This is a genomic window from Thalassobacillus devorans (assembly GCF_011761345.1).
GTDB lineage: Bacteria > Bacillota > Bacilli > Bacillales > Halobacillaceae > Thalassobacillus > Thalassobacillus devorans.
In genome coordinates this window covers 895794-918918 of the sequence record NZ_JAASRY010000001.1, presented here as the reverse complement: position 1 = coordinate 918918, position 23125 = coordinate 895794, and the positions used below count along the sequence as shown (strand labels likewise).

Annotated in this window: 24 protein-coding genes and 1 other annotated feature; all 24 genes read right to left on the bottom strand. The window is 43.9% G+C overall.

What is annotated here, in order from left to right:
* Entirely contained in the window at positions 1-1272 is a 1272-nt protein-coding gene (locus FHS45_RS04590) for a dihydroorotase (protein WP_062445766.1), read from the bottom strand.
* Positions 1272-2150, bottom strand: a complete 879-nt coding sequence (locus tag FHS45_RS04585) for an aspartate carbamoyltransferase catalytic subunit (RefSeq protein ID WP_062445765.1) — start codon at positions 2148-2150, stop codon at positions 1272-1274. Before FHS45_RS04585 ends, FHS45_RS04590 begins: the two co-directional genes overlap by 1 nt.
* A 169-nt stretch (positions 2151-2319) precedes the next feature.
* Positions 2320-3711, bottom strand: coding sequence for a solute carrier family 23 protein (locus tag FHS45_RS04580; protein WP_062445764.1), 1392 nt, complete (start codon positions 3709-3711; stop codon positions 2320-2322).
* 189 nt (positions 3712-3900) lie between these two features.
* The gene (gene pyrR / locus FHS45_RS04575) at positions 3901-4446 is read right to left on the bottom strand and encodes a bifunctional pyr operon transcriptional regulator/uracil phosphoribosyltransferase PyrR (protein WP_062445763.1); all 546 of its coding nucleotides are present in this window, start codon (positions 4444-4446) and stop codon (positions 3901-3903) included.
* A 171-nt stretch (positions 4447-4617) separates the two neighbouring features.
* Complete coding sequence (locus FHS45_RS04570; protein WP_082412046.1) at positions 4618-5526, bottom strand: RluA family pseudouridine synthase; 909 nt, start codon at positions 5524-5526, stop codon at positions 4618-4620.
* A complete protein-coding gene (lspA, locus tag FHS45_RS04565) occupies positions 5523-5996 on the bottom strand; it encodes a signal peptidase II (RefSeq protein WP_062445762.1) in 474 nt (157 codons plus the stop codon). Before lspA ends, FHS45_RS04570 begins: the two co-directional genes overlap by 4 nt.
* Positions 5997-6149: 153 nt before the next feature.
* Complete coding sequence (gene ileS, locus FHS45_RS04560; RefSeq protein WP_166761360.1) at positions 6150-8906, bottom strand: isoleucine--tRNA ligase; 2757 nt, start codon at positions 8904-8906, stop codon at positions 6150-6152.
* Between the two features lie 120 nt (positions 8907-9026).
* Positions 9027-9256: a binding site (T-box leader), on the bottom strand.
* 72 nt (positions 9257-9328) lie between these two features.
* On the bottom strand, positions 9329-9838 hold the full coding sequence (locus tag FHS45_RS04555) for a DivIVA domain-containing protein (RefSeq protein WP_062445761.1): 510 nt from the start codon (positions 9836-9838) through the stop codon (positions 9329-9331).
* A gap of 88 nt (positions 9839-9926) precedes the next feature.
* Positions 9927-10700, bottom strand: coding sequence for a YlmH family RNA-binding protein (locus tag FHS45_RS04550; protein WP_062445760.1), 774 nt, complete (start codon positions 10698-10700; stop codon positions 9927-9929).
* 683 nt (positions 10701-11383) lie between these two features.
* On the bottom strand, positions 11384-11647 hold the full coding sequence (locus FHS45_RS04545; protein WP_062445759.1) for a YggT family protein: 264 nt from the start codon (positions 11645-11647) through the stop codon (positions 11384-11386).
* Positions 11648-11651: 4 nt separating this feature from the next.
* Positions 11652-12098 (bottom strand): cell division protein SepF, encoded by a 447-nt coding sequence (locus tag FHS45_RS04540; RefSeq protein WP_062445758.1) that lies wholly within the window; start codon positions 12096-12098, stop codon positions 11652-11654.
* Between the two features lie 27 nt (positions 12099-12125).
* Positions 12126-12794 carry a YggS family pyridoxal phosphate-dependent enzyme gene (locus tag FHS45_RS04535; RefSeq protein ID WP_062445757.1) on the bottom strand — a complete coding sequence of 223 codons (669 nt, stop codon included), beginning with the start codon at positions 12792-12794 and terminating at the stop codon, positions 12126-12128.
* A gap of 1 nt (position 12795) precedes the next feature.
* A complete protein-coding gene (gene pgeF, locus FHS45_RS04530; RefSeq protein ID WP_062445756.1) occupies positions 12796-13620 on the bottom strand; it encodes a peptidoglycan editing factor PgeF in 825 nt (274 codons plus the stop codon).
* Between the two features lie 63 nt (positions 13621-13683).
* Positions 13684-13950: a YlmC/YmxH family sporulation protein gene (locus FHS45_RS04525; protein WP_062445755.1), complete on the bottom strand. Its 267-nt coding sequence runs from the start codon at positions 13948-13950 to the stop codon at positions 13684-13686.
* 309 nt (positions 13951-14259) lie between these two features.
* A complete protein-coding gene (gene sigG / locus FHS45_RS04520) occupies positions 14260-15039 on the bottom strand; it encodes an RNA polymerase sporulation sigma factor SigG (protein WP_062445754.1) in 780 nt (259 codons plus the stop codon).
* A gap of 118 nt (positions 15040-15157) precedes the next feature.
* Positions 15158-15877, bottom strand: coding sequence for an RNA polymerase sporulation sigma factor SigE (gene sigE, locus FHS45_RS04515; protein ID WP_062445753.1), 720 nt, complete (start codon positions 15875-15877; stop codon positions 15158-15160).
* A 16-nt stretch (positions 15878-15893) separates the two neighbouring features.
* Positions 15894-16805 carry a sigma-E processing peptidase SpoIIGA gene (gene spoIIGA, locus FHS45_RS04510; RefSeq protein WP_062445752.1) on the bottom strand — a complete coding sequence of 304 codons (912 nt, stop codon included), beginning with the start codon at positions 16803-16805 and terminating at the stop codon, positions 15894-15896.
* A 697-nt stretch (positions 16806-17502) separates the two neighbouring features.
* Positions 17503-18672: a cell division protein FtsZ gene (ftsZ, locus tag FHS45_RS04505; protein WP_062445751.1), complete on the bottom strand. Its 1170-nt coding sequence runs from the start codon at positions 18670-18672 to the stop codon at positions 17503-17505.
* Positions 18673-18746: 74 nt separating this feature from the next.
* Positions 18747-20051: a cell division protein FtsA gene (gene ftsA, locus FHS45_RS04500; RefSeq protein WP_062445750.1), complete on the bottom strand. Its 1305-nt coding sequence runs from the start codon at positions 20049-20051 to the stop codon at positions 18747-18749.
* A 183-nt stretch (positions 20052-20234) separates the two neighbouring features.
* Positions 20235-20603, bottom strand: coding sequence for a small basic family protein (locus FHS45_RS04495; protein ID WP_062445749.1), 369 nt, complete (start codon positions 20601-20603; stop codon positions 20235-20237).
* On the bottom strand, positions 20603-21328 hold the full coding sequence (locus tag FHS45_RS04490; RefSeq protein WP_062445748.1) for a DUF881 domain-containing protein: 726 nt from the start codon (positions 21326-21328) through the stop codon (positions 20603-20605). The genes FHS45_RS04495 and FHS45_RS04490 overlap by 1 nt, the downstream gene beginning before the upstream one ends.
* A gap of 5 nt (positions 21329-21333) precedes the next feature.
* A complete protein-coding gene (locus FHS45_RS04485) occupies positions 21334-22035 on the bottom strand; it encodes a DUF881 domain-containing protein (protein ID WP_062445747.1) in 702 nt (233 codons plus the stop codon).
* Positions 22019-22846 (bottom strand): cell division protein FtsQ/DivIB, encoded by an 828-nt coding sequence (locus tag FHS45_RS04480; protein ID WP_062445746.1) that lies wholly within the window; start codon positions 22844-22846, stop codon positions 22019-22021. Before FHS45_RS04480 ends, FHS45_RS04485 begins: the two co-directional genes overlap by 17 nt.
* A gap of 90 nt (positions 22847-22936) precedes the next feature.
* Positions 22937-23107: a hypothetical protein gene (locus FHS45_RS04475; RefSeq protein WP_166761359.1), complete on the bottom strand. Its 171-nt coding sequence runs from the start codon at positions 23105-23107 to the stop codon at positions 22937-22939.
* Positions 23108-23125: the final 18 nt, after the last annotated feature.

The following is a 23125-nucleotide window of genomic DNA, read 5'->3' as shown; positions in this document are numbered from 1 at the left end:
TCACTCATCCTCCCAAACGATTTCACCTTGTGATATGGTAACTGCCGGCCAGCCTTTTGCTTCCCAATTATGGAACGGTGTGTTCTTACCTTTTGAGAAGAAGCTGTGCCGGTCAATTGTTTTTCGCTTCTCCAAATCTATCAATGTTATATCTGCGATACTTCCCTCTTCCAGCTTCCCATAGGGAAGTCCAAAAATATCAGCTGGAATTTCTGTCATCCTGTCAAGTAAAGCTTCAAGGCTGATTTTTCCCGTCTGCACCAGGTTGGTGTACAGCAATGGAAAAGCAGTTTCCAGCCCGACAATACCGAACGGCGCCTGAATAAGCCCCTCTCCCTTTTCTTCCTCCGTATGAGGTGCATGATCGGTCGCTATGCAGTCAATGGTTCCATCCAGCAGTCCTTCCAACAAAGCTTCCTGATCTTCTTTACTGCGTAATGGTGGATTCATTTTGAACATGGCATCATCCTGGGTAATGTCCTCTTCGTTCAGCAGCAGATGATGCGGAGTGACTTCCGCGGTTACATGGATGCCGGCGCGCTTGGCGTCACGAATAACCCGAACGGACTCCTTTGTACTGACATGGCAGACATGGTAATGACACCCGGCAGCTTCTGCCAAAAGAACGTCCCTTGCTATATGGACCGATTCAGATACAGACGCTATGCCCGGCACATCAAGCTTCTTACTTGTTTTCCCTTTGTGAATGACTCCCCCTTCTAATAAACTGTTGTCTTCACAGTGGGCGACAATACTTACATCATTGTCAGCGGCTGATTTCATCGCTTCCAGCATTTTGCCTGCTTCCTGAACACCGACGCCATCATCGGTGAACGCAAAAGCGCCGGCATCTCTTAGTGCAGCCATATCAACAATTTCTTTTCCCAGCTGTCTGGTAGTGATCGCCGCATAAGGAAGCACACGTACCAGGGCGTCCTGCTCAATCCTATGCCTCAATGCTTCCATCGTATCCAGTGAGTCCGGGACCGGCCTTGTATTCGGCATAGCACAGACGGTAGTGTACCCTCCTCTGGCTGCTGCCTTTGTTCCTGTTGCAATCGTTTCTTTCGCTTCTCCTCCTGGCTCCCGGAGATGTATATGTACATCAACAAGACCTGGAACTGCAATTTTTCCCTGTCCATCAATCGTACGATCAGCTTCTACATCTGGATGAGCACCGATTTTCTTAACGATATTTCCTTCAACAAAAATATCTTCTGTTACCCATGCCCCATCTCTTCTTACTTTTACATTTTTGATTGATAGATTCATTACAGTTCCTCCTTCAGTAGTTCTGATATAATCGCCATTCGCATGGTTACCCCGTTAGCCACCTGTTTGAAGATCCGTGATTTGGGGGAATCTACGACATCACTGTCTATTTCCACACCGCGGTTAAACGGCCCAGGATGCATAATGATTGAATTTTTATTCATTCTACTCTCTCGCTCTTTAGTAAGTCCATAGCTTTGCAGGTAGTTCTGGTCCTCCGAGGAGTGGTCATGCCTTTCATGCTGAATCCTGAGCAGCATGACGACATCTGCAAGTTCAACCGCTTCATCGATAGATACATAGTTTTCAGCTATTCCTTCATCCTGCCATTCCGGTTTAGAAACGAAGTAAACTTCCGCTCCTAACTTTCTTAGGGCTTCGCTGTTTGATCGGGCGACACGGCTGTGCTTAATGTCCCCGATTATCGCTACTTTCAACCCTTCGAAAGTTCCGAACTCCTGATGAATCGTATATAAATCAAGCAGACATTGCGTCGGGTGCTGGCCCGTTCCGTCACCCGCATTGATAATCGGTACCTCTACCTTATTTGCTATCTCTCTTAATATACCATTTTGAGAGTGGCGGACAATGCATAAACTTGCAGAAATAGTGTATAATGTTTTAACAGTATCATATAAAGACTCCCCTTTTGTCAAACTGGAATCTTCTGAAGATATATCCAGCACATCCAGCCCAAGCCGCCGTTCCGCGACTACAAAGCTGTTTTTCGTTCTTGTACTGGGTTCTAAAAAAATATTTGCAGCAAATATTTTTTTCGTAAATTCCGGAGCATCCCCCCGCTCGATAGCTTCCGCCTTCCAGATTAAGTGGTGGATGTCTTCAGATGATAAGTCTTCGATAGATAATAAATGTTTCACTTCGGTCGACCTCCTCTGCCAGTTTGTGTATCAGCGCAGGGTTAAAAAAAAGCGCCTCCGGGGTGCGGAGGCGCTCAATTATCATCATCATACTGAGGCATGACGAATCAATCAAACCCTACACCCTTCAAAATCTCACGGGATTTTATTAAAAAGTGCGATGGTTCTGTTATGCTGCATTATCATCATTTGATTTTTTATTGCCTGTAACTGTTTCTTTGAACATTTTCCCGTTCCCATGGGCTTTTTCTTTGCCAGGAAGGATCAGGTTCAATACAACTCCAATGAGTGCGGACAGTGCCATTCCTGCGATTTGAACATTGTCAGTGACCTGGATGAAAGCTCCTCCGATTCCGATAACCAGGATGACCGAAGAAATGATGAGGTTGCGTTTTTCTCCCAGGTCGATCTGGTTGTCAATCAGCATGCGAAGCCCGCTGGATGCGATGATACCGAAAAGCAGGATGGAAACACCGCCCATGACCGCTGATGGAATCGATCCAATTACTGCTGTACTCATTCCGATGAAACCGAACAGAACAGCGAAGACAGCTGCTCCTCCGATAACGAAGACACTGAAAACTCGTGTAATAGCCAGAACACCGATGTTTTCTCCATAAGTCGTGTTTGGCGGTCCACCAAGGAAGGAAGCGATCACGGTCGCTGTTCCGTCCCCTAGAATGGAGCGATTCAAGCCAGGTTCTTTCAAGAAGTTACGGCCGACTACTTTGGATAGTACCATTTGGTCCCCGATGTGCTCAGCGATGGTGACAAGCGCTATCGGAACCATGATGAAGATGATTTCGATACTGATCACATTCATCGGAGAATAATCGACGAATGGGACGATGAAATCCGGTTTTTGGAAAATAGCACCTAATACCCCGGTAAAGGAATCAGCGGACGTGATGGCTGCCCACTCTGCTTTGATTTCTGCCGTGTCGACAATCCCTTGAATGAGAGCGAACGAATATCCACCGACAATACCGACAAGGATCGGAAGCAGGCTGAAAAATCCTTTGAAGAAGATGGATGCGATAATGGTAATCGCCAGGGTAACCAGGGCTACACTGAAGTGCGTAGCGCTATATACCTCATCATCGATTCCTGGAACGTACATGGACATATCGATGGCTGTAGTTGCCAGTCCAAGACCAATGACGATGATGACAGGACCGACGACAACCGGCGGCAGCAAATTCATCAGCCAGTCTGTACCGAACATTGAGATCAGTAGAGCGACAATGCCATAGACGAGGCCGGCAAGAAAACTACCCACCATTGCTCCTGGTACTCCACTTGCTGAACTGGCTGCAATCACAGGTGCAATGAAGGCAAAACTTGATCCAAGATAGGCTGGAACCCTTCCTTTTGTAATTAACAGGTAGGCAAGTGTACCTGTACCGCTGGAAACGAGCGCAACGGAAGGTGACAAGCCTGTCAGGAATGGAACAAGGATGGTTGCTCCGAACATGGCGAATAAGTGCTGTAAACTTAAGGTAATCCATTTATGCAGGGACGGGACATCTCTGACGTCTAATGCAGCCTGATTTGATTTCATGTTTATTTCCTCCTTTGTTTACTTAAAGGTATATAATTGGTAACTCAAGGTATAAGAATCTTCAAGCATTAAAAAAACCTCTTCGCTTAAAAAACCGCAAAGAGGTCGACGTATCCTGATGTGCTTCGATACGTGCTGATTTTGCGACCTTTTAAGCCTCTCTGGACTTACTTAAAGGTGCTGTTTTATTCAATTCTTTTCAAAAATGACTACCGCGTCTTCCTCATCTGTTTCCGATACGGTAACCGTCACGATTTCATCAAGTGAAGTCGGAACATTTTTGCCGACATAATCTGCCCGGATCGGAAGCTCACGGTGACCACGGTCGACAAGGACGGCCAGCTGTATTTGTGATGGTCTCCCATGATCCATCAATGCGTCCATTGCGGCACGCACCGTCCGGCCTGTATACAATACATCATCAACAAGTACGACTTTTTTTCCATCAATATTCGTTTCGATGTTCGTTTCTTTCAGTTCTGGTTCTTGTTGACCTGATTTGGTAGTGAGATCATCCCTGTAAAGCGTGATATCCAATTCACCACTCGGGAGGATGACACCTTCAATATCATTGATTCTTTTCTGGAGGCGGCTTGCTAAGGGTACTCCCCTTGTTTTGATACCAACGAGGATGACATCATCGACACCCTTATTTTTTTCTATGATTTCATGAGAAATCCGGGTAAGTGCACGCCGGATAGCTGCTTCATCTAATACTGTAGTCTTCGGTTTCATTGCTCCACCTCCGATTGTTCAGGCATATTAAAAACCCTTTTCCTGCATGAGGGCAGAAAAAGGGTATGAGTAACATAATTATATGCTCCGTTTCCTTTTCAGCCTCACAGGACTGTCTTTAAAGGTCATATTCAATTCTTTAATTGATTATCACAAACGTTCGACGGTTTGTCAACTACGTTTTTTAATTAATTCGAGCATTTGGGTGAAATCACTCGGTGGTTCGACATGGAAATCCATCCGCTCGTTCGTGACAGGATGATTGAAGGCCAATGTTCTCGCATGAAGCGCCTGTCCATCAATTGGCAGGGATTTGCGAGGGCCGTATTTAGGATCCCCGGCCAGTGGATGATTGATATATTTCATATGCACACGGATTTGATGCGTGCGTCCTGTTTCCAGTACACATTCCACATGGGTGAAATCCTTGAACACCTGTAGTACTTGAAAATGAGTGACGGCTGACTTGCCTTCTTCAACTACTGCCATCGACTGGCGGTCCTTCGGGTCACGACCAATCGGTGCTTCAATGGTACCATATTCATGAGAGATTTCCCCATGAACGATCGCTTCGTATTTCCTATCCGTGGTTTTATTGGCCAATTGTTCAGCAAGCGATTGGTGGGCATTATCATTTTTAGCGACCATCAACAATCCGCTCGTGTCCTTATCAATCCGATGAACAATCCCTGGTCTTGTTACCCCATTGATTCCTGAAAGATCATCACAATGATGCAGCAAAGCGTTCACCAGCGTTCCATTAGGATGTCCGGAAGAGGGGTGGACAACCATTCCCCGGGGCTTGTTGACTACGATGACATCTTTATCTTCATAGACGATATTTAGCGGGATATCTTCTGCTTCAATTTTTAATGGTTCTGGTTCAGGCACTTCCCAGGTTATTTCATCCTCTTCCTGTACCTTGTAGTTACTTTTCACTGGATCACCATTGACGACCAGATGCCCCTCTTTAATCCAGCTTTGAACCTGTGTCCTGGAAACCGATGGTTCGATTTCTATCATTAATTTATCGATGCGTTTACCATTATCCTGGTTGGTAACTTGATATTGATTACTCACGTTTGGGTACTCTCCTTCTTTTTACGTTCATCCAATATAGAAGCGATGATGACAAGAATGACTCCGACCACCAGCGAGGAATCTGCAATATTGAAGATCGGGTAATCATACGTAAAAATAATAAAATCAAAAAAATCGACGACTTCTTTTCTGATTAGCCGGTCAATAAAGTTTCCGATTGCCCCGGCTAATAGTAAAGAAAGGGCAACCCCTGCTAATCGATATTTTTTTCCATATTGGTGCATGTAATAGATGATGACTCCGACGACAATCAATGTCACGATATAAAAGAAAATCATCTGCCCTTGCAAAATCCCCCATGCCGCCCCGCGATTGCGGTGGGAGGTCAAATAAAAAAAGTTTTCGATGATCGTGATGGTTTCTCCAAGATACATATTCTTGACTACCATCCATTTTGACCATTGATCAAGCACGATCACAAAGCTAACTATTATGTAATACCAGACCATAGACTTCCTCCAAAATAATTATTCGATTTTATTATTGTACCACAAGTAGCTGTTATGTGATATCTGGAAAAAAGTTTTGTTTACATAATAATGATATAGTTACTTACATGAAATTTTAAAGCCGTGTGCGGGCGCACACGGCTTTCTGACTTTTTAATTCTCGTAATGTTCTTTTACAACTGTAGCACAGCGTACGCACAATTCTGGATGATCGGCATCTTCTCCAACATTATCAGATGCTACCCAGCAGCGTTCACACTTATCGCCTTCATGTTTCTCGACATATACATCGACATGATCATATGCTTTGGCTTCTGGATGGGACAATGCCACCTCAGCATCGGATACAATCAATAACTGATGGAGGTGTTCGATATTCTTCAAGACACTTTGCGTTTGTTCATCCTTAGGCACAATTGTCACACGTGCCTCCAGTGATTTCCCGATGACCTTTTCATTTCTTGCATCCTCTAAAGCTTTCAAAACATCATCACGAATATCCATGAAGTGATCCCATTTAGCTTTAAGCTCCTCGCTTTCAATAACAGCTACTTCTGCCGGTATATCAGTCAACTGGACACTTTCCTCGCTGACACCAGGGAGGTATTCCCACACCTCATCCGTTGTATGCGGGATAATCGGAGCTAACAGCTTCACAAGTGCTGTCAGCGTTTCATAGTAGACGGTCTGGATACTTCTTCTACGTGGATGATCAGGAGCTTCGATATACAGGATATCTTTCGCAAAATCAAGGTAGAAGGAGCTCAAGTCGATCGTACAGAAATTGTGGACCTGATGGTAAATGACATTGAATTCATAGTTATCATATGCTTCTCTGACATTCTTGACCAGGTTGTTGAGACGCATTTTCATATAACGGTCGACTTCTTCCAGCTGATCATCCGGCACCGTATTGGCAGATGGATCGAAATCATGAAGGTTTCCGAGCAGGAAGCGGAATGTGTTACGGATTTTCCGGTAAACTTCTGAAACCTGCTTGAGAATGTCATCAGATACCCGGACATCAGCCTGGTAGTCGGAGCTCGCTACCCATAGACGGATGATTTCCGCTCCCAGTTGTTTGGTTACTTTGTCAGGCAGGATGACGTTCCCAATTGATTTACTCATCTTACGACCATGGCCATCCAAAGCAAATCCGTGACTCAAAATCCCTTTGAATGGTGCTTTTCCAGTCACAGCAACAGAAGTGGACAGGGATGAGTTAAACCAGCCTCGATATTGGTCGGACCCTTCCAGGTAAAGGTCTGCCGGACGCTGCAGCTCCGGACGCTGATGCAATACTGCCTGGTGAGAGGATCCGGAATCGAACCAGACATCCATGATGTCTTCTTCTTTGGTGAATTCTCCGTTCGGGCTATGTTCAGAAGTAAAGCCTTCCGGAAGCAAGTCTTTTGCTTCCCGTTCGAACCAGACATTCGAGCCGTGTTCCCGGAACAGGCCAGCAACGTGGTCGATTGTTTCGTCGGTGATGATCGGGGTGCCATCTTCTCCGTAGAATACAGGGATCGGAACGCCCCATGTACGCTGACGGGAAATACACCAGTCTTCACGGTCTCTCACCATGTTATAGAGACGGGTTTCGCCCCATCGTGGTACCCATTTTACATTTTTAATTTCTTCCAGCAAGGTTTCACGGAAATCTTTGATCGACGCGAACCATTGGTCAGTTGCTCGGAAAATCGTCGGTTTTTTCGTTCTCCAGTCGTGCGGATAGGAGTGGGTAATGAATTCCAGTTTTTCTAATGCACCCACTTCTGTCAGTTTCTCGGTAATCGGTTTGTTGGCTTTGTCATAGAACATTCCTTCAAAACCTGGAGCTTCCTCTGTAAATACCCCTTTGTTGTCAACAGGACAGAGCACTTCCAGACCGTATTGTTTTCCGACCCAGAAGTCATCTTCCCCGTGGCCAGGGGCTGTATGGACACAGCCGGTACCTCCATCTGTCGTAACATGGTCACCTAAAATGACTAAAGATTCACGGTCATAGAATGGGTGTTGAGTCGTTACATGTTCTGCCTCTTTCCCTTTGAATGTTTTTTCGACTTCATAATCTTCCCATTCCAATTTCTGTGCCACATCTTCCAGCAAGTCTTCTGCAATTACAAATTTATTTTCGCCGGCTTTTACAACGACATAGTTATAAGCCGGGTTCAAAGCAATCGCAAGGTTAGATGGAATCGTCCATGGGGTTGTCGTCCAGATAATGAATTTTTCATCCCCGCCAAACAACTCTTTACCATCTTTGACCCGGAATGATACATAGATAGAAGGAGAACGCTTATCCTGGTACTCAATTTCCGCTTCAGCAAGTGCTGATTCGGAGGAAGGAGACCAATAGACAGGCTTCAGTCCTTTGTAGATATACTCTTTTTTAGCCATTTCTCCAAAGACTTTGATCTGCTCAGCTTCATAATCTTTATTTAGTGTGACATAAGGATTATCCCAGTCACCGCGTACGCCCATGCGCTTAAATTCTTTACGCTGATTGTCCAGTTGTCCCATAGCATAGTCCGCACACTTCTGGCGGAACTCCGCGACGGACATTTTTTTGCGGTCGACCTTCTTCTTTTTGGTAAGTGCCGTTTCAATCGGCAGTCCATGTGTATCCCAGCCTGGCACATATGGTGCGTGATATCCTGCCATTGATTTATAACGAACAATAAAATCTTTCAGGGATTTATTCAATGCATGGCCCATGTGCAAATCCCCATTTGCATATGGAGGGCCATCATGAAGGACAAATAACGGGCGTCCTTCGGTTCGTTGCTGCACCTTTTCATATATGTTCATTTCTTCCCAGCGCTCTTGCATCTTCGGTTCGCGGTTCGGAAGGTTTCCACGCATTGGGAAATCGGTCTTTGGCATACGTAATGTGTCTTTATAATTCACTTCCATTTCCTCCTTACTCTTTCTGTGTGTATGCTAGATAAACTTTGCTTGTCGCCCTGCCTTAATGGAGAAAAGCCTCAGTCTTTCTATTTAAAAATATAAAAAAGACCCTCACATCCCAAAAGGGACGAGAGGATCTCGCGGTACCACCCTTGTAGAACCGGCTTTTAAACATGCCGATTCCGCTCTGTTGATCCGTATCGTGGATAAAGCGTCCATCTCTACTCATTGCTTTTCGAATGGAAAACTCAAGGGTGATCTTCCTTCAAGACGCTGCTCCAGGCTTTCACCATCCCTGGATCGCTTAAGCTGCAAGCGGGCTTGTGTACTTTCCCTGTCATCGTTTATCGTTATATATTCAGTTGCTGCAGGAAATATTTCATGTTAATGAATTATATGTAATATTACTGCATACGTCAAGGCTATTTTTCTACCATCTCTTTTTTACCATCGACCTTTTCGTCAATTTCTGTTTCAAACACATGATCCCAATCATCCGTATCAATCATATCCAGCTGGGCTTCAACGAGCATCCGCAGACGTGTACGGAAGACTTTGGCCTGCTTTTTAAGTTCTTCTACTTCAATGGCAATCCGGTGAGACTTTTGCAAGGCTTCATTGATGATCCGGTCCGCGTTCTTCTCTGCTTCCTTCACAATCAGCTTCGATTCCTTACTGGCATTGTTTTTCACTTCTTCAGCTGTTTCCTGAGCTACCAGGATGGATTTATTCAGGGTTGTTTCGATATTTGTGAAATGTCCCAGGCGTTCATTCAGCTGCTCCATTTTCTCTTCAAGCGCTTTCTTATCACGAATGACCAATTCGTAGTCTTTGATGACCTGTTCGAGGAACTCATTGACTTCGTCTTCATCATAACCCCTGAAACCGCGTGTGAATTCTTTATTATGGATATCCAATGGTGTTAATGGCACACCAGCCACCTCCTCAAAGTATCGGACATTTTTTCGAGTTATATTCCCATTTCGACAAAACTTTTCAGATTCCTGCTTGTCCGGTGGTTTATTTTAGCCGGGAGATGACGACTTTGTATTTATCTTTTTTGGTTGTGCCTAAGACGTCTTCCAATTTGCTGCGCCCTTTTCCACGTATCGAGATCATGTCCCCTGCTTCCAGCTTGAATGATGGATCTTCAACAATACGAAAATTCACTTTTACCTGGCTTTTATCTATGAATAATGCAGCTTTTTGGCGGGACATCCGGTAGATTTCTTTAACAACCGTATCCAGACGAAGGGAGGAGACTGTAGTGTCCACCTGCTCCCATTCTTCATCGCTGGAGAGCATACGGTCAAAAGGTGCTTCCTGAAACTGCACGGATGCTTTCTTGATCCCCTCCAGATTCATTCGTACATAATCAGCAATTTCACTTGCTACGATGATTTGAACAACCCCGTCTTTCACCACTAGATCCCCCAGTTTTTTCCGCTTGATTCCTAAACTCATAAACGCACCAAGGACGTCCGGATGGGAGAGCGTAACGAATTTCTCTGGATAGGATGCCTCAAGCAACGTTAGATCAAAGTGCTCCGGTTCGATCTCTTCATAATAAGGGGCAAGAATAGCACGCTCGCGTTCCGCCTCCTCATTTCCACCAAAGAGCTTCCAGGTGAAGTCCGGGTGATTACCAAGCAGGCTCTCGAAAATGAACTGCTCCCTTGGATCGAGAAAATCGGTCAGCTTACTTTGAAAATTGCGGCCGACTTCCTCTTGCCAGGATATTACTTGATCGATAAATGGCTGTTCTTCTTTACGAAAATGCTGATAAATCTCCATTTCTATCTCTCCACTCTAAAATTATAAAACCAGACTGCATGATTAAACTAAGCTCTCTTAAAAACTTATTCAACAAAAGGGCCGGAAAGTCGAAGACTTGATTTCGAGATATCGTGTGAGGGGAGGGTCGTTGGGGAACAACTCGCTTTCCGTGGGCGAGTGATGAGCCTCCTCGAGCTGACGCTCTGCGGGGTCTCATCTAACCCGCGTATCCCACAGGAGTCTCGTCGTTCCCCCACTCCCCCTTGCCATAAAAAGTTCTCGAAATCAAACTTTTAGGACCTCACCTACCATTATAAAAAGAAGATGTTTTTGCTTGTACATCCTTTGTAAATGCATTTAGATGAAGGTTTGAGCTGTACAATCTTTCTCTTATGAAGGGTCCGTTTATCACAAAAATGGTTGGATGGGCATGGAAGCGGGGAGACTCCCGCGGGAGAAGGGGCTAGGCGAGATCCCGCAGGGCTTTAGCCCGAGGAAGCTTGCCAGGTCCCCCGCAGGAAAGCGAGTCGTTTCCCAGCCCATCCCTTTTCTCTCATGGTAACGGCCCCAACAATCTTGAAACTGAGCCTTCAGTTAATGGGAGCTTTACTTGATTTAGGGAGTCCAGTAAAAACTATTAACCACTATGTAAATAGCAAAAGAAAAGCCGCCGGTGGCAGCTTTGTTGGTCGATGTAAGTTTTACATAAGCATAATATATAGTTCCCGCAATCCCATATTTGCAAAATTAAGTACCAGGATGGCAACAATCGGCGAAATGTCAATCATACCAAGCGGCGGGATAATACGACGAAACGGCTCTAAAAACGGCTCACATATTTTCGCCAGGAACTGGCCGAATTTCGATTCTCTCGCTCCAGGAAACCATGACATAAAAATATAAATGATTAATGCCCAGCTGTAAATTTGTATTGCGTTAGTCAATAAAACGAATAGTTGCTGCATTTCCTTACCACCTTTTGTCTAAATCATCTTCCTGTGCCAATATTTCCGAAATTGACCCGGAAATTTCCACATTATCAGGGGTACACAGGAACGTTTGCATTCCAAGCTTCTGAATGTCCCCTCCAATAGCATATACGGTCCCGCTTAAAAAATCCACAATCCGTTTCGCCTGATGATGGTCGACCCGTTGTAAATTGATGACTACGGCACGACGGTTCACGAGGTGATCGGCAATATCCTGAGCCTCATTGTAGTTGCGCGGCTCGCATAGCATCATTCGGGAAGAGGACTGGGCACTTTTTAAACTGACAACATTTTTTGCTTTTTGTTCTGGATAATTCTGCGGTTGACTTACTTGCTGACCTTTGTTCGATTCTTCCACTTCTTCTTCCATATATTCATATTCATCGTCTAAGGTAAAAAATGATTTGAATTTATTTTTCATACTCATCTCTCCATCACCTCAATAATTTTGATATCAGCCTACCAGGCTGGAGCCAAGCCGGATGCAGGTGGCACCTTCTTCAATCGCCAGCTTATAATCATTACTCATCCCCATCGATAGCTCCTTGCAAGGTGCGTGCGGATAGTGCTTATCCCTGATTCGGTCGCGCATAGCCCGAAGCTTACGAAAGGTACCTCGGAGCATTTCTTCATCATCTACATGTGGTGCCATTGTCATCAACCCGACTACATGGACATTCGGGTAGTCTTTCAGCCATTCGATGAATTCTTCTACCTCATCCAGGGCTAGTCCATGTTTAGATTCTTCGCCGCTTACATTCACTTGCACATAACAGGAAACCGGGCTTTCGGCACGTTTGTTGATTTCCTTCGCCAATGATTTCCGGTCTAACGAATGAATGTAATCCACCTCGCGAATGATTTCTTTTACTTTCCGTGATTGCAACGAACCAATGAAATGCCACCTGGCATCATCACCTATTGCTTCATACTTTTCCAAAAAACCTGTCATCCTGTTTTCACCAAGGTCTATGATTCCGGCTGCCAAAGCTTCTCTGGCTCTTTCAACCGTTACATATTTGGTTACAGCAACGACGGTAATTTCTTTTAGATCTCTGCCACAACTATTGCAAGCTTCTGCGATGTTTGTTTGAATTTCCTGCCATTTTGATTCCACACTCATGCTACACGTCTCCTTTTCCATCAGTAAAGCCTATGAATCCAAGCATTCGGCCTGTTTTCCCGTTATCACGGCGATGGGAAAAAAATACGTCTTCTTGTTCGTATGTACAATGCTCGGTTATTCGGATGTTCTGTTTCTTGATGCCGGCTCCAACTAGCACCAGTCGATTCAATTCTCTCAAATCTAACAGGAATTTTCCATCATTAAGCGGTTCTGTGACTAATTTTATATACTGTTCTTCAATGTTGTCGATTACTCTTTGATCCACTTCGTAATGTTTCTTACTGATAGAAGGACCGATGGTCACTTGAATATCTTCTCTCGATGCTCCTTCATTGATGAGAGCTGCCACCATCGAAGAAGCCATTCCGTTTACTGTCCCTTTCCAGCCAGCATGGGCGATTCCAACCCATCCTGCAGCAGGGGCATGGAAATATAACGGCACACAATCAGCAAAAAAGGCTGCCAATAATAAACCAGAGATATTAGTTATCAGGCCATCACAACCTTTAACAGAAGTCCCTTGTTCCCATGCTCCTTTTCCGCCATCTGTTCGCTTGACAACAGCGACTTCTGTACCATGGACTTGTTCACCAATCACCCAGTTGTTTAACGGTATAGCCGTGGAAGAAGCAAGAAGCCCGCGATTGGCGATGACGTCTTCTTCCTTATCGTTAACATGCAGTCCATGATTGAAACTGGCATACGGCGGCGCGCTGACGCCGCCTTTCCTGCTCGTAAAACCAGCCTGCAACTTAGGGTGAGCCTGCATCCAGTCTTCTATTACGAATACCCTATCCTCTTTATGCGAAAACGGTTCTGTCATATTACCACCTCAGTTGCCCTATATTTTACCACATTACCAGTCACATTTCTTGTTATAATTCCATTATTCTATCTCATTTGTCGATTGAGGTGGAAGTGCAAAAGGTTTTTTTACCAGAATCACATCTGTGCCAATGTTAATAATCTGATCCCAGGGAATCACCGCCTCTTCATCTTTTCCGAATAGCCCCATCATTTTCCCTTTTAGCGTAATTATAATTGCAATAACTTTGCCAGTGTTCACATCTATATCTAAATCAGCGATTTGACCGAGCCTTTCTCCCGTTTCGAGAGCGATGATATCCTTCAATTGTAATTCTGAAATCATCATATCCTATCACCTTCCTTGTTACATACTATGTAAGAAACGCTGATTACATGGATAGTTTTTTATACTTTAGGAAAGTTTAATTTTGTTTCAGTATGAAGGTATAAGAAAATACCAAGACTTTCGCCATAAGTAGTTGGCGACAAACTAAGTAAAGGTACTGCTGATTTTTATCTGGTGGTCTTTTGTGGGCACACGTATCAGTGGTTTCCATTACACACAGCAGTTTGATTACACAAAAAAAGTTCAGTTTTGGCGTACACCAAAACTGAACTAAAAGATGTTGGAACTTATTTTCTTTTTAACCTGGCATTATTCGAACATCGTCGTGTTCATTTCTTTGATAGCTGCTTTTTCAAGACGAGAAACCTGAGCTTGGGAGATGCCGATTTCTTCTGCTACTTCCATCTGGGTTTTTCCCTGGAAGAAACGCTTCGTCAAAATCATTTTTTCCCGCTCATTCAACCGTTTCATGCCTTCTCTTAGCGAGAGTTCATCCAGCCAGACCGAATCTTTATGCTTTTCATCCTTCAACTGATCCATCACAAAAATCGGATCTCCGCCATCATTATAGATTGGTTCAAATAACGAAACCGGGTCCTGGATGGCATCCATAGCAAACACAACATCTTCGTGTGGAACTCCCATTTCCTTAGCTATTTCAGCCGGCGCCGGATCCTTTGACCGTTCACTGATCAGTTTTTCCCGCATCTGTAACGCTTTATACGCAGTATCACGAAGCGAGCGAGAAACACGGATCGGGTTGTTGTCCCGTAAATACCTTCGTATTTCTCCAATAATCATCGGAACAGCGTAAGTAGAGAATTTCACGTTATGACTTAAATCAAAGTTATCAATCGATTTCATTAGACCAATACATCCAACCTGGAACAAATCATCGACATATTCACCGCGGTTATTGAAGCGTTGGATGACACTCAGCACAAGACGCAGGTTGCCATTGACTAGCTCCTCCCTGGCAGATTGGTCTCCGCTTTGCATTCGTTTAAATAATACACGCATTTCATCGTTTTTAAGTACTGGAAGCTTAGATGTATCTACACCACATATTTCAACTTTATGTCTAGTCACGGTATTAAACCCTCCCAGGAAGCTATTCAAAATTCAGTATCTCCCCGGGCTGGGAATAATATGCATTAGCTAAATTCGCTTATATAAGAATATACGTTCGGAAAAGTCCTTGAAAGTGCTATACCATCTTGTTGAATTCACGTTTCAATCTTTTAATAATTTTTTTCTCAAGCCTGGAAATATAGGATTGTGAAATACCAAGCATATCTGCCACATCTTTCTGTGTCTTCTCTTCTTTATCGACTAACCCGAAACGCAGTTCCATGATCTGCTTTTCACGGTCGTTCAGCTGTTCCAGCGCTTTCTTTAATAGCCGTTTGTCAACCTTGTCTTCAAGGTCTTTCGTAATGATGTCTTCCTCCGTTCCAAGAATATCGGACAACAGTAGTTCGTTTCCATCCCAATCTACATTCAAGGGTTCATCAAAAGAAACCTCAGATTTCAACTTATTACTCTTTCTTAAATGCATCAAAATTTCATTTTCGATACATCGGGAGGCATAAGTGGCAAGTTTGATTTTCTTTTCGGGATTGAACGTATTCACCGCTTTGATGAGGCCAATCGTACCAATACTAATCAAATCCTCAATGTTTAACCCTGTATTTTCAAACTTCCGGGCAATATAAACGACCAGTCGAAGATTCCGTTCAATCAGCATTGCTCTGGCAGCCTTATCCCCTTTAGGCAGCCGTTTCAGGAGCTCTGCCTCTTCTTCTCTGGATAATGGAGGAGGAAGCGCTTCGCTTCCTCCTATGTAGTATATTTCATTGGTCTTAAATCCTAATTTTAATAAAATACGATAATACCAGAGGCGTAATTTCAACTTCCATTTGCTCATAACATTACTCCTTCCTTTAAGCTACTTTTCCTTTTTGCATCATCTCCGGATGAAGAAGTACATGATAGCTGTCATCATCGGTCATTTTTCCGAATTGCATCCCGAGCAGCGGAGCATGCATGCATATGTTTTTCCCTTCACTGACTAATTCGATCTTGCTTAATTGGATAGCAAGCATCAATTTCCTTTCTCCTCCAGCACCTTGATAAGGGACAAAGTGAACACTATCCTGCAGGGATTCAGGAATTCCATTAATGTCGAAAGTTTCTTCCACTTCTTTAAGTGCCGTCCATTCTTCTTCCGAGACAAAAGCTTGAAATACTTCCTCATCACCAAGAAAGACAAGTTTTTTCGTCAATGGATCAACCAACTGATTTCCGCTGTCAACTAAACCCGTTGATACTGTTTTTTTACCGTTCCATTCCAACACCACTTCATAAATTTCTTCATATTTCAATTTCAGGACAGCAATCCGTTCCAGTCTTTGCTTTGTAAACCACCATGCTGCCGGAAAGCCAATGATGACAAACAACCAGCTAATTGGATCCCCGTATCCTGTCGAAAACGTCACAATACCTGAAGTCGCCATCTGCACATTCATATTCAAAAAGAAATGACTGGCAAACATCGTACCCCCGATCGCAAATGTCACAAAGTAAAAAGTGGTCAGATTACGCATATAAAGGCGCAATGATTTATATGGAAAGGCTGCCAGAACAATGAGTATCGAATAGGTGAATTTTCCCAGGGGAGAGACCAGCCAGGAATTTGGGAAAAAAATAGTTAACGGTACAATAAAGGAGGCTATTAATGCAGCGAACATCATTCGTTTCATAGAAGCATAGGACTTTGTGACTGCCTGTGTAATAATCAGAATCATTCCATCAACTAAAAAATTAAGGAGCCATACGGCATCAAGATAGATCATCACCTCTTTCTCCTTTTCTATTGAATGGTGATTTCAAGTATAAGACATGCTGTTCCTAAAAGTCTGTCACTTTCTGATGGGATTGGAAGACTTTTTTTAGCCGAATTTGTCGTTCATTAATGACAACCACTCGGAATTGTCAGCTTATGCTCTGTCGAATCCGTAAGCTATTTTTTTCTAACACTTTTTCTTTTAAATAATAGACGCTGTTAAACAATGTTATTGATTTTCGTAAAACACTTATTCAACAAAGGTGCCGTTTTAAGCTTATATTTCATGCGTAGCTCACTAGAACCATATACCAATGTTTCCGTTTCTCATATAAACACAAGGAGGTCCGGGAAATTGCGATACTCCTTGTAAATGCTACGCATTTCCTTCGTGCGGTGTCTATTCAAGAAGCTTTTTAAAAGTCCAATGGGAGGATCTTTAGCCCGAGGAAGCTCACCGTACGCCCATGGAAAGCGAGTGATTTCCCGGAGCTCCAAACACTTACCACCGTAACGGAAACAGTTTCTCTCGAAACTGAGTATTCAGCAATTGGAAGGTTTAATGGAAGTATTTTTCAATAAAAAAAGCTTGTAGAAAAACAGGAGTTTCTCTACAAGCTGAAAAAACCCACGAAGAAAACAGAAGTCTTCGTGGGTTGACTCATATTAAAGAAGATTTTTGACATTCATCCTCTTTATTATATTAGTTATCTTCTACGGTTTCTGTTACGAAGGAAGGTAGGAATATCCAGGGTGTCTTCTTCCTGGGCACCTTGTCCACCTCGTTGCTGGGATGGCATTTCCTGATGGCGAGGTTCCTCTCTTCTTCTTTCCAGGCGATCCGGCTGTTGTGGCTGCTGGTTTACACCGCCGCCCATTTGACTCACGTTTGGACGCTGCTTGGACTGGCTTTGGCTCAATTGAGCTTCATCAAATCCTGTCGCAATAACGGTAACAACGATTTCATCTTTTAGATTTTCATTAATAACGGAACCGAAGATGACGTTTACTTCCTGGTCGGCAGCAGAAGTTACAATATCTGCAGCTTCCTGTACTTCATAAAGGCTCAGGTTTGATCCGCCCGTGATATTCATCAGCACGCCATGGGCACCATCGATGGATGTTTCCAGCAATGGAGAAGATATCGCTTTTTTAGCGGCTTCAACCGCACGGCTTTCACCAGTTGCAATTCCAATTCCCATCAAAGCAGACCCTTTATCCATCATTATGGTTTTAACGTCTGCAAAGTCAACATTGATCAGCCCTGGGACTGCAATCAAGTCAGAGATACCTTGTACACCTTGACGAAGCACATTATCCGCTTCACGGAAGGCTTCAAGCATTGGGGTGTTCTTGTCGACGATTTCCAATAGACGGTCATTCGGAATGACGATGAGCGTGTCAACGGCACTTTTCAGCCCATCAATACCGCCTGTCGCCTGTACGGAACGCTTACGCCCTTCAAAAGTGAATGGACGAGTAACGACACCTACGGTCAACGCGCCTAGTTCTTTTGCCACTTGAGCAATTACAGGCGCTGCACCAGTACCAGTTCCGCCGCCCATACCAGCTGTGACAAATACCATGTCAGCACCTTGCAAGGCTTCCTCCAGCTGCTCTTTGCTTTCTTCAGCAGCCTTTTTACCTACTTCCGGGTTGGCACCTGCCCCAAGACCGCGGGTCAGCTTGCCGCCAATTTGCATCTTCACTTCTGCTTTGGACAGGTTTAATGCCTGAGCATCCGTGTTGACTGCAATAAATTCTACACCTTGTACTCCGTGTTCGATCATACGGTTGACAGCGTTACTTCCGCCGCCACCAACCCCAATAACTTTTATCGTTGCTAATTGGTCCATGCTTGTATCAAAATCTAACATTTTTCGTTCCTCCCAGTTCAAAGATTACGAGACTTATTTCAGCTTCCATTCGTCAGTTATGAAGGAAACGTTGTTTAGTCGAAAAAGTATTTCAGTAGATTGGATATCCCTGATTCCTTTTTCTCTTTTTCTTCTTTTACAGGTTTCTCTTGCTGCTCTTGTTGCTTTGCCGTACTTCTTTTCTGTTTCTTCGGCCTAGGCTGTTGAGCATCCACCGCCTGGACAGATGGAAAAATCTCTTTTCCTTGTATTTTCGCATTACGATAAGCGAATTGCAAGATTCCGACACCACTGGTGAATTGCGGTTCGCGAACCCCGATATAATCCGGAATAGCGAGACGGACATTGGCATGGAAGATATCCTGGGCAAGTTCCATTACACCAGGCATGCTCATCGAACCTCCTGTCAGAACGAAACCTCCAGGCAAATCTTTAACGCCCATTCTGTGAATCTCTTGAGCGGCAAACACATAAATCTCTTCTAGTCTAGCTTCAATCATATCAGAAATTTGCAATTGATTGAATGTTTGTTTTCGATTACTTCCGATAATCGTCACTTCAAATTGTTCCTCTTCACGCGCATCATCAAAAAATGCATGGCCATGTTCCACTTTAATTTCCTCAGCCTCTTCTGTGGAAGTCCGAAGCCCGATGGAGAGATCTTTCGTAATGTTATCTCCCCCCAAAGCCGTCATACTTGTACCTTTCAGGTGCCCATCCTCAAATACAGAAACAGTGGTACTGCCTCCTCCAATATCGATTAAAGCGACCCCAAGATTTTTTTCATCATCTGATAACGCTACTGTACCTGCAGCCAAAGGCTGAAGGCAGATATCCAGCACTTGCAGTTCAGCTCTTTCCACACACTTCAACAAGTTATGTAGCACTGTTCTCGAACAAGTGATGATCGTACCTTCCATTTCCAGACGGACGCCAATCATACCTCGTGGGTCTGTAATTTCGTCCTGGCCGTCCACGATGAACTGTTTAGGAATGACGTCGATGATTTCTCTTTCCGGCGGTATCGAAATCACTTGTGCTGCGTCAATGACACGTTTTATATCTTCATCGCCGATTTCACGGTCATCACTGGAAACAGCGACCACACCATGACATGGCTGGAGCTGAATATGGTTACCATTGACACCTACGACGACGCGATCTATTTTCATATCGACCATTCTTTCCGCCTGTTCGACAGCTGAGCGGATGGACTGGACAGTCTGATCGATATCTACAATTGCTCCTTTTTTCATTCCTTTTGATTTAGCGGTACCTACGCCGATGATGTTCAGGGAATCATTCAGGATTTCCCCGATGATCACTTTAATCCGCGTGGTTCCAATATCTAAGCTTACTAATATTTCATTCTGATTCAAAAGCGATGCACCTCCTGCACTAAAGGCATATGAATAGTTCAAATATTATCGAATATAAGAAGAAAATACAATCCATTTCCCGTTTCGTAAATAGATTGATATACTATATGGTTCTTTCCACTCAGAAATATGGAAATAGAATCAATTCATGTTCTGTTTCCACAGATAGATGTGATATTCCTCTTATTTTTCCGGATTTTTTTTCAGTTTTCTAGAGTTGATTGTTTGATTGATGAGATGTCTTCGGATGATCGCTATATTTTGGAATAAGCGTACACCAAATGCAAATACTGCTGCAAGATACAAGTCAATACCCAGTTGCACTCCCAGGAATGCTAACAAGGCAGCAAGAGATACATTGGTAAAGAACCCAGTCAAAAACACGATATCCTCGAATTTCTTTTCTAATTGTGCCCTTATTCCGCCTAATAGCGTATCAAAAGCGGCAAGAACCGCTATGGTCAAGTAATCGGTATAAGCGTCCGGTACCCGCAAATCTGTTAACAGACCCAGGATAACTCCGATGATTAAAAAAGCAAATGGCAGCCACATTAATCTTCACCTGTTTCTTTACTTCTATCCAGCTCGAGTATGTCTACCTGAAGGTTATCTTCATAACCCGGAAGCTCTATATGCTGTCCTGCCTCCACTTCCATGGCAATCTGATCAAGGGCGAACATATCTCTGGAGCGACTCGCATTGACGTAATCCATCATCTTTTTGGGATTACTGGTAATGACCTTTATCGTTATTGGCAAAGGAGGCATTGGGCGGTTATTAATATAAGTCTCTCCATTTACATTACGGACAGGCGATATACTGATGAATCGCTCCTCCCCTACCCCAATCCCTGTAGCTCCAAAAGTATTCAATTCATTGATCAAATGCGTCAACAGAGAGGGGCTGACAGTAGGATAAGCTGGAGCGCCTTCTTCCCACTCCTGGAAAATAGGAGCAAGTGTAATGATGATTCCACTGCCTTCCAACTCTGCTAAACCAGCCTCCTGCTCTAATTGATGAATCGAGGACTTTAAAGTTTCCAGTTTTTCAGCGTCCGATACTTCTCCATACTCTTCAAGCGTTCGGTCAGCCTGAGCGATTTGCTCCAGTAATTCCTGCTGGAGTTTCTGTTGCTCCTGCAGTGCCTGTCTGACCTCCCACTGATCACGTGTATCGCGGAACTCAGGTTCGGAAGAGGCTGTTTGAAACTGGATTGCCAGCATGAAGCCAACCAGGGCAAAAATTAATGACATGAGCCATTTCGTTCGTTTACTCAATAAAATCACCCTTCACTCGAAAGCCTGGCATCCATTTGGATTTCCGCTGACTTTTCCAGCTCTACTTCAATGTTATCAGTAACAAGCTGATCAACTACTCCATTTTTCAAAGATAAACTGGAAAACAATACATCAGGATCACCAATCGCTGTAATCACGAACGGTGCGGGGTGCTGGACGCCATCTATTGTGATGACCGGGCCTGTACAGGCGAAATAGCTGTTGCTGACGTATCGCTGCCCATTAATCGCGATTGCCTTAGCACCGGCACTCTTTAATTCGTTTACTACTTGATGGATGTGAGGTTCATGGACGATATAATTATTGGCATGCTCTTCACTTGGAATATATGCTGCATCCTTTAGAGTCACACTCAATCCAGGCCCCTTTACAGGCAATTGTCCAGTAAGCATCTGAAGTCTTTTCTTCCGTTCGACAAAATCTGCAATTTGCTGCTCGTTCGCAGCCAGACCATCTTCATAAGTCTGAACTGCTTCTGTTTTCGTTTGCAATTCTTCCCTTAGTTCTTTGTTCTTGGATTCTAAATCCAACAGTTGCTTTCGATAGTAGTATTCCTTCTCCCATGTACGATCAGCAAGTTTTACCATTTGGGAGCTCTCGTCGGCTTGTGTATAGCTGTAAGAGACTAGAAAGCCGGTTACTAATAGGACGAAAGCGAGAATAACATGCTTACCCCTGAGCTTCATCTTCATTCTCTCCCTGTTGATCTTCCCCGTTGCTTTCTTCTTCAGAAGAACCTTCCTGCTCTGTGTCGGAATAGGATTCAAAGTAAGCACCGACATCGATATGAATAATCCCTTTATCTTCGGGACTTAACTGCGTAACGATTGACGGATATGCTCTCATTTTCTTTGAAAAATTCCTGATCGTCCCTTGTACCTCATACCCATCATTCATATAAAGCTTAATTTGAAATGGATTGTCATCTGTTGGTGTCCAATGGATTTCAGAAATCAAATTCGCGACACTCGATGGAAGCTCTCGCAGTTCCTTGGACATTTCCTCCAGATAGGTTGCTTTATCAAAGTCAAGCAAAAGCGGTGCGTCACCATTTGTCACTCGCAGTTCATAAGAGTCCAGCCGCTTGCCGTTTTCCAAAATCGGATAATAGCTTCCGTCCACTCTAACGTAGCCTACACGGTCATATTCGTCCACCTGGATGGTAATCGTGTTCGGAAAGTCTCTGGCTACCCGGACTTTTGTAATTTCCGGATGTCCTTTTACACTGGTTTCTACCTGTTGCTTGTCCACTTTCCAGAAATTATCTTTTCCAGTTACATGACTCATTTCTTTGATTTCCTCATCGGAAACATGGACATTTCCTTTTACGGTGACTTGCTTCACATGGCTAAGGGGGGACTGTAAATAAACAACGATGGCAATCAACAAGAACAAAATCGTCAAATAAAAGATCAAGCGCCTGTTCGCTTTCTTCTTCCTGGCCTGTTTCAGCTTCGGAATACGATCTTCAATGGAAACAATATTTTTTTTCTCCATAATGATGATTTCCCCTTAACATCGTTCAATATCAGGGAAGATGGGATACTATGTAGGAAAAGTCATTCCTGCTAGCTCGTTATATCTTTATCATACAACAGTTTCTATCCATCTTCCGGTTATTTTTAACTTTTGGAAATAATTGTTGCCAACTGCTTTTCCATTCAAAAAAACGGGGGCATTCCAAAGCAATGAAGCCTGGGCTGTTAAAGATGCTTTCAACAGCCTGTCAAGGCCAGCACCTTTCAGACCCGTTTGCATGTTCCCGCTCGGAAAAGC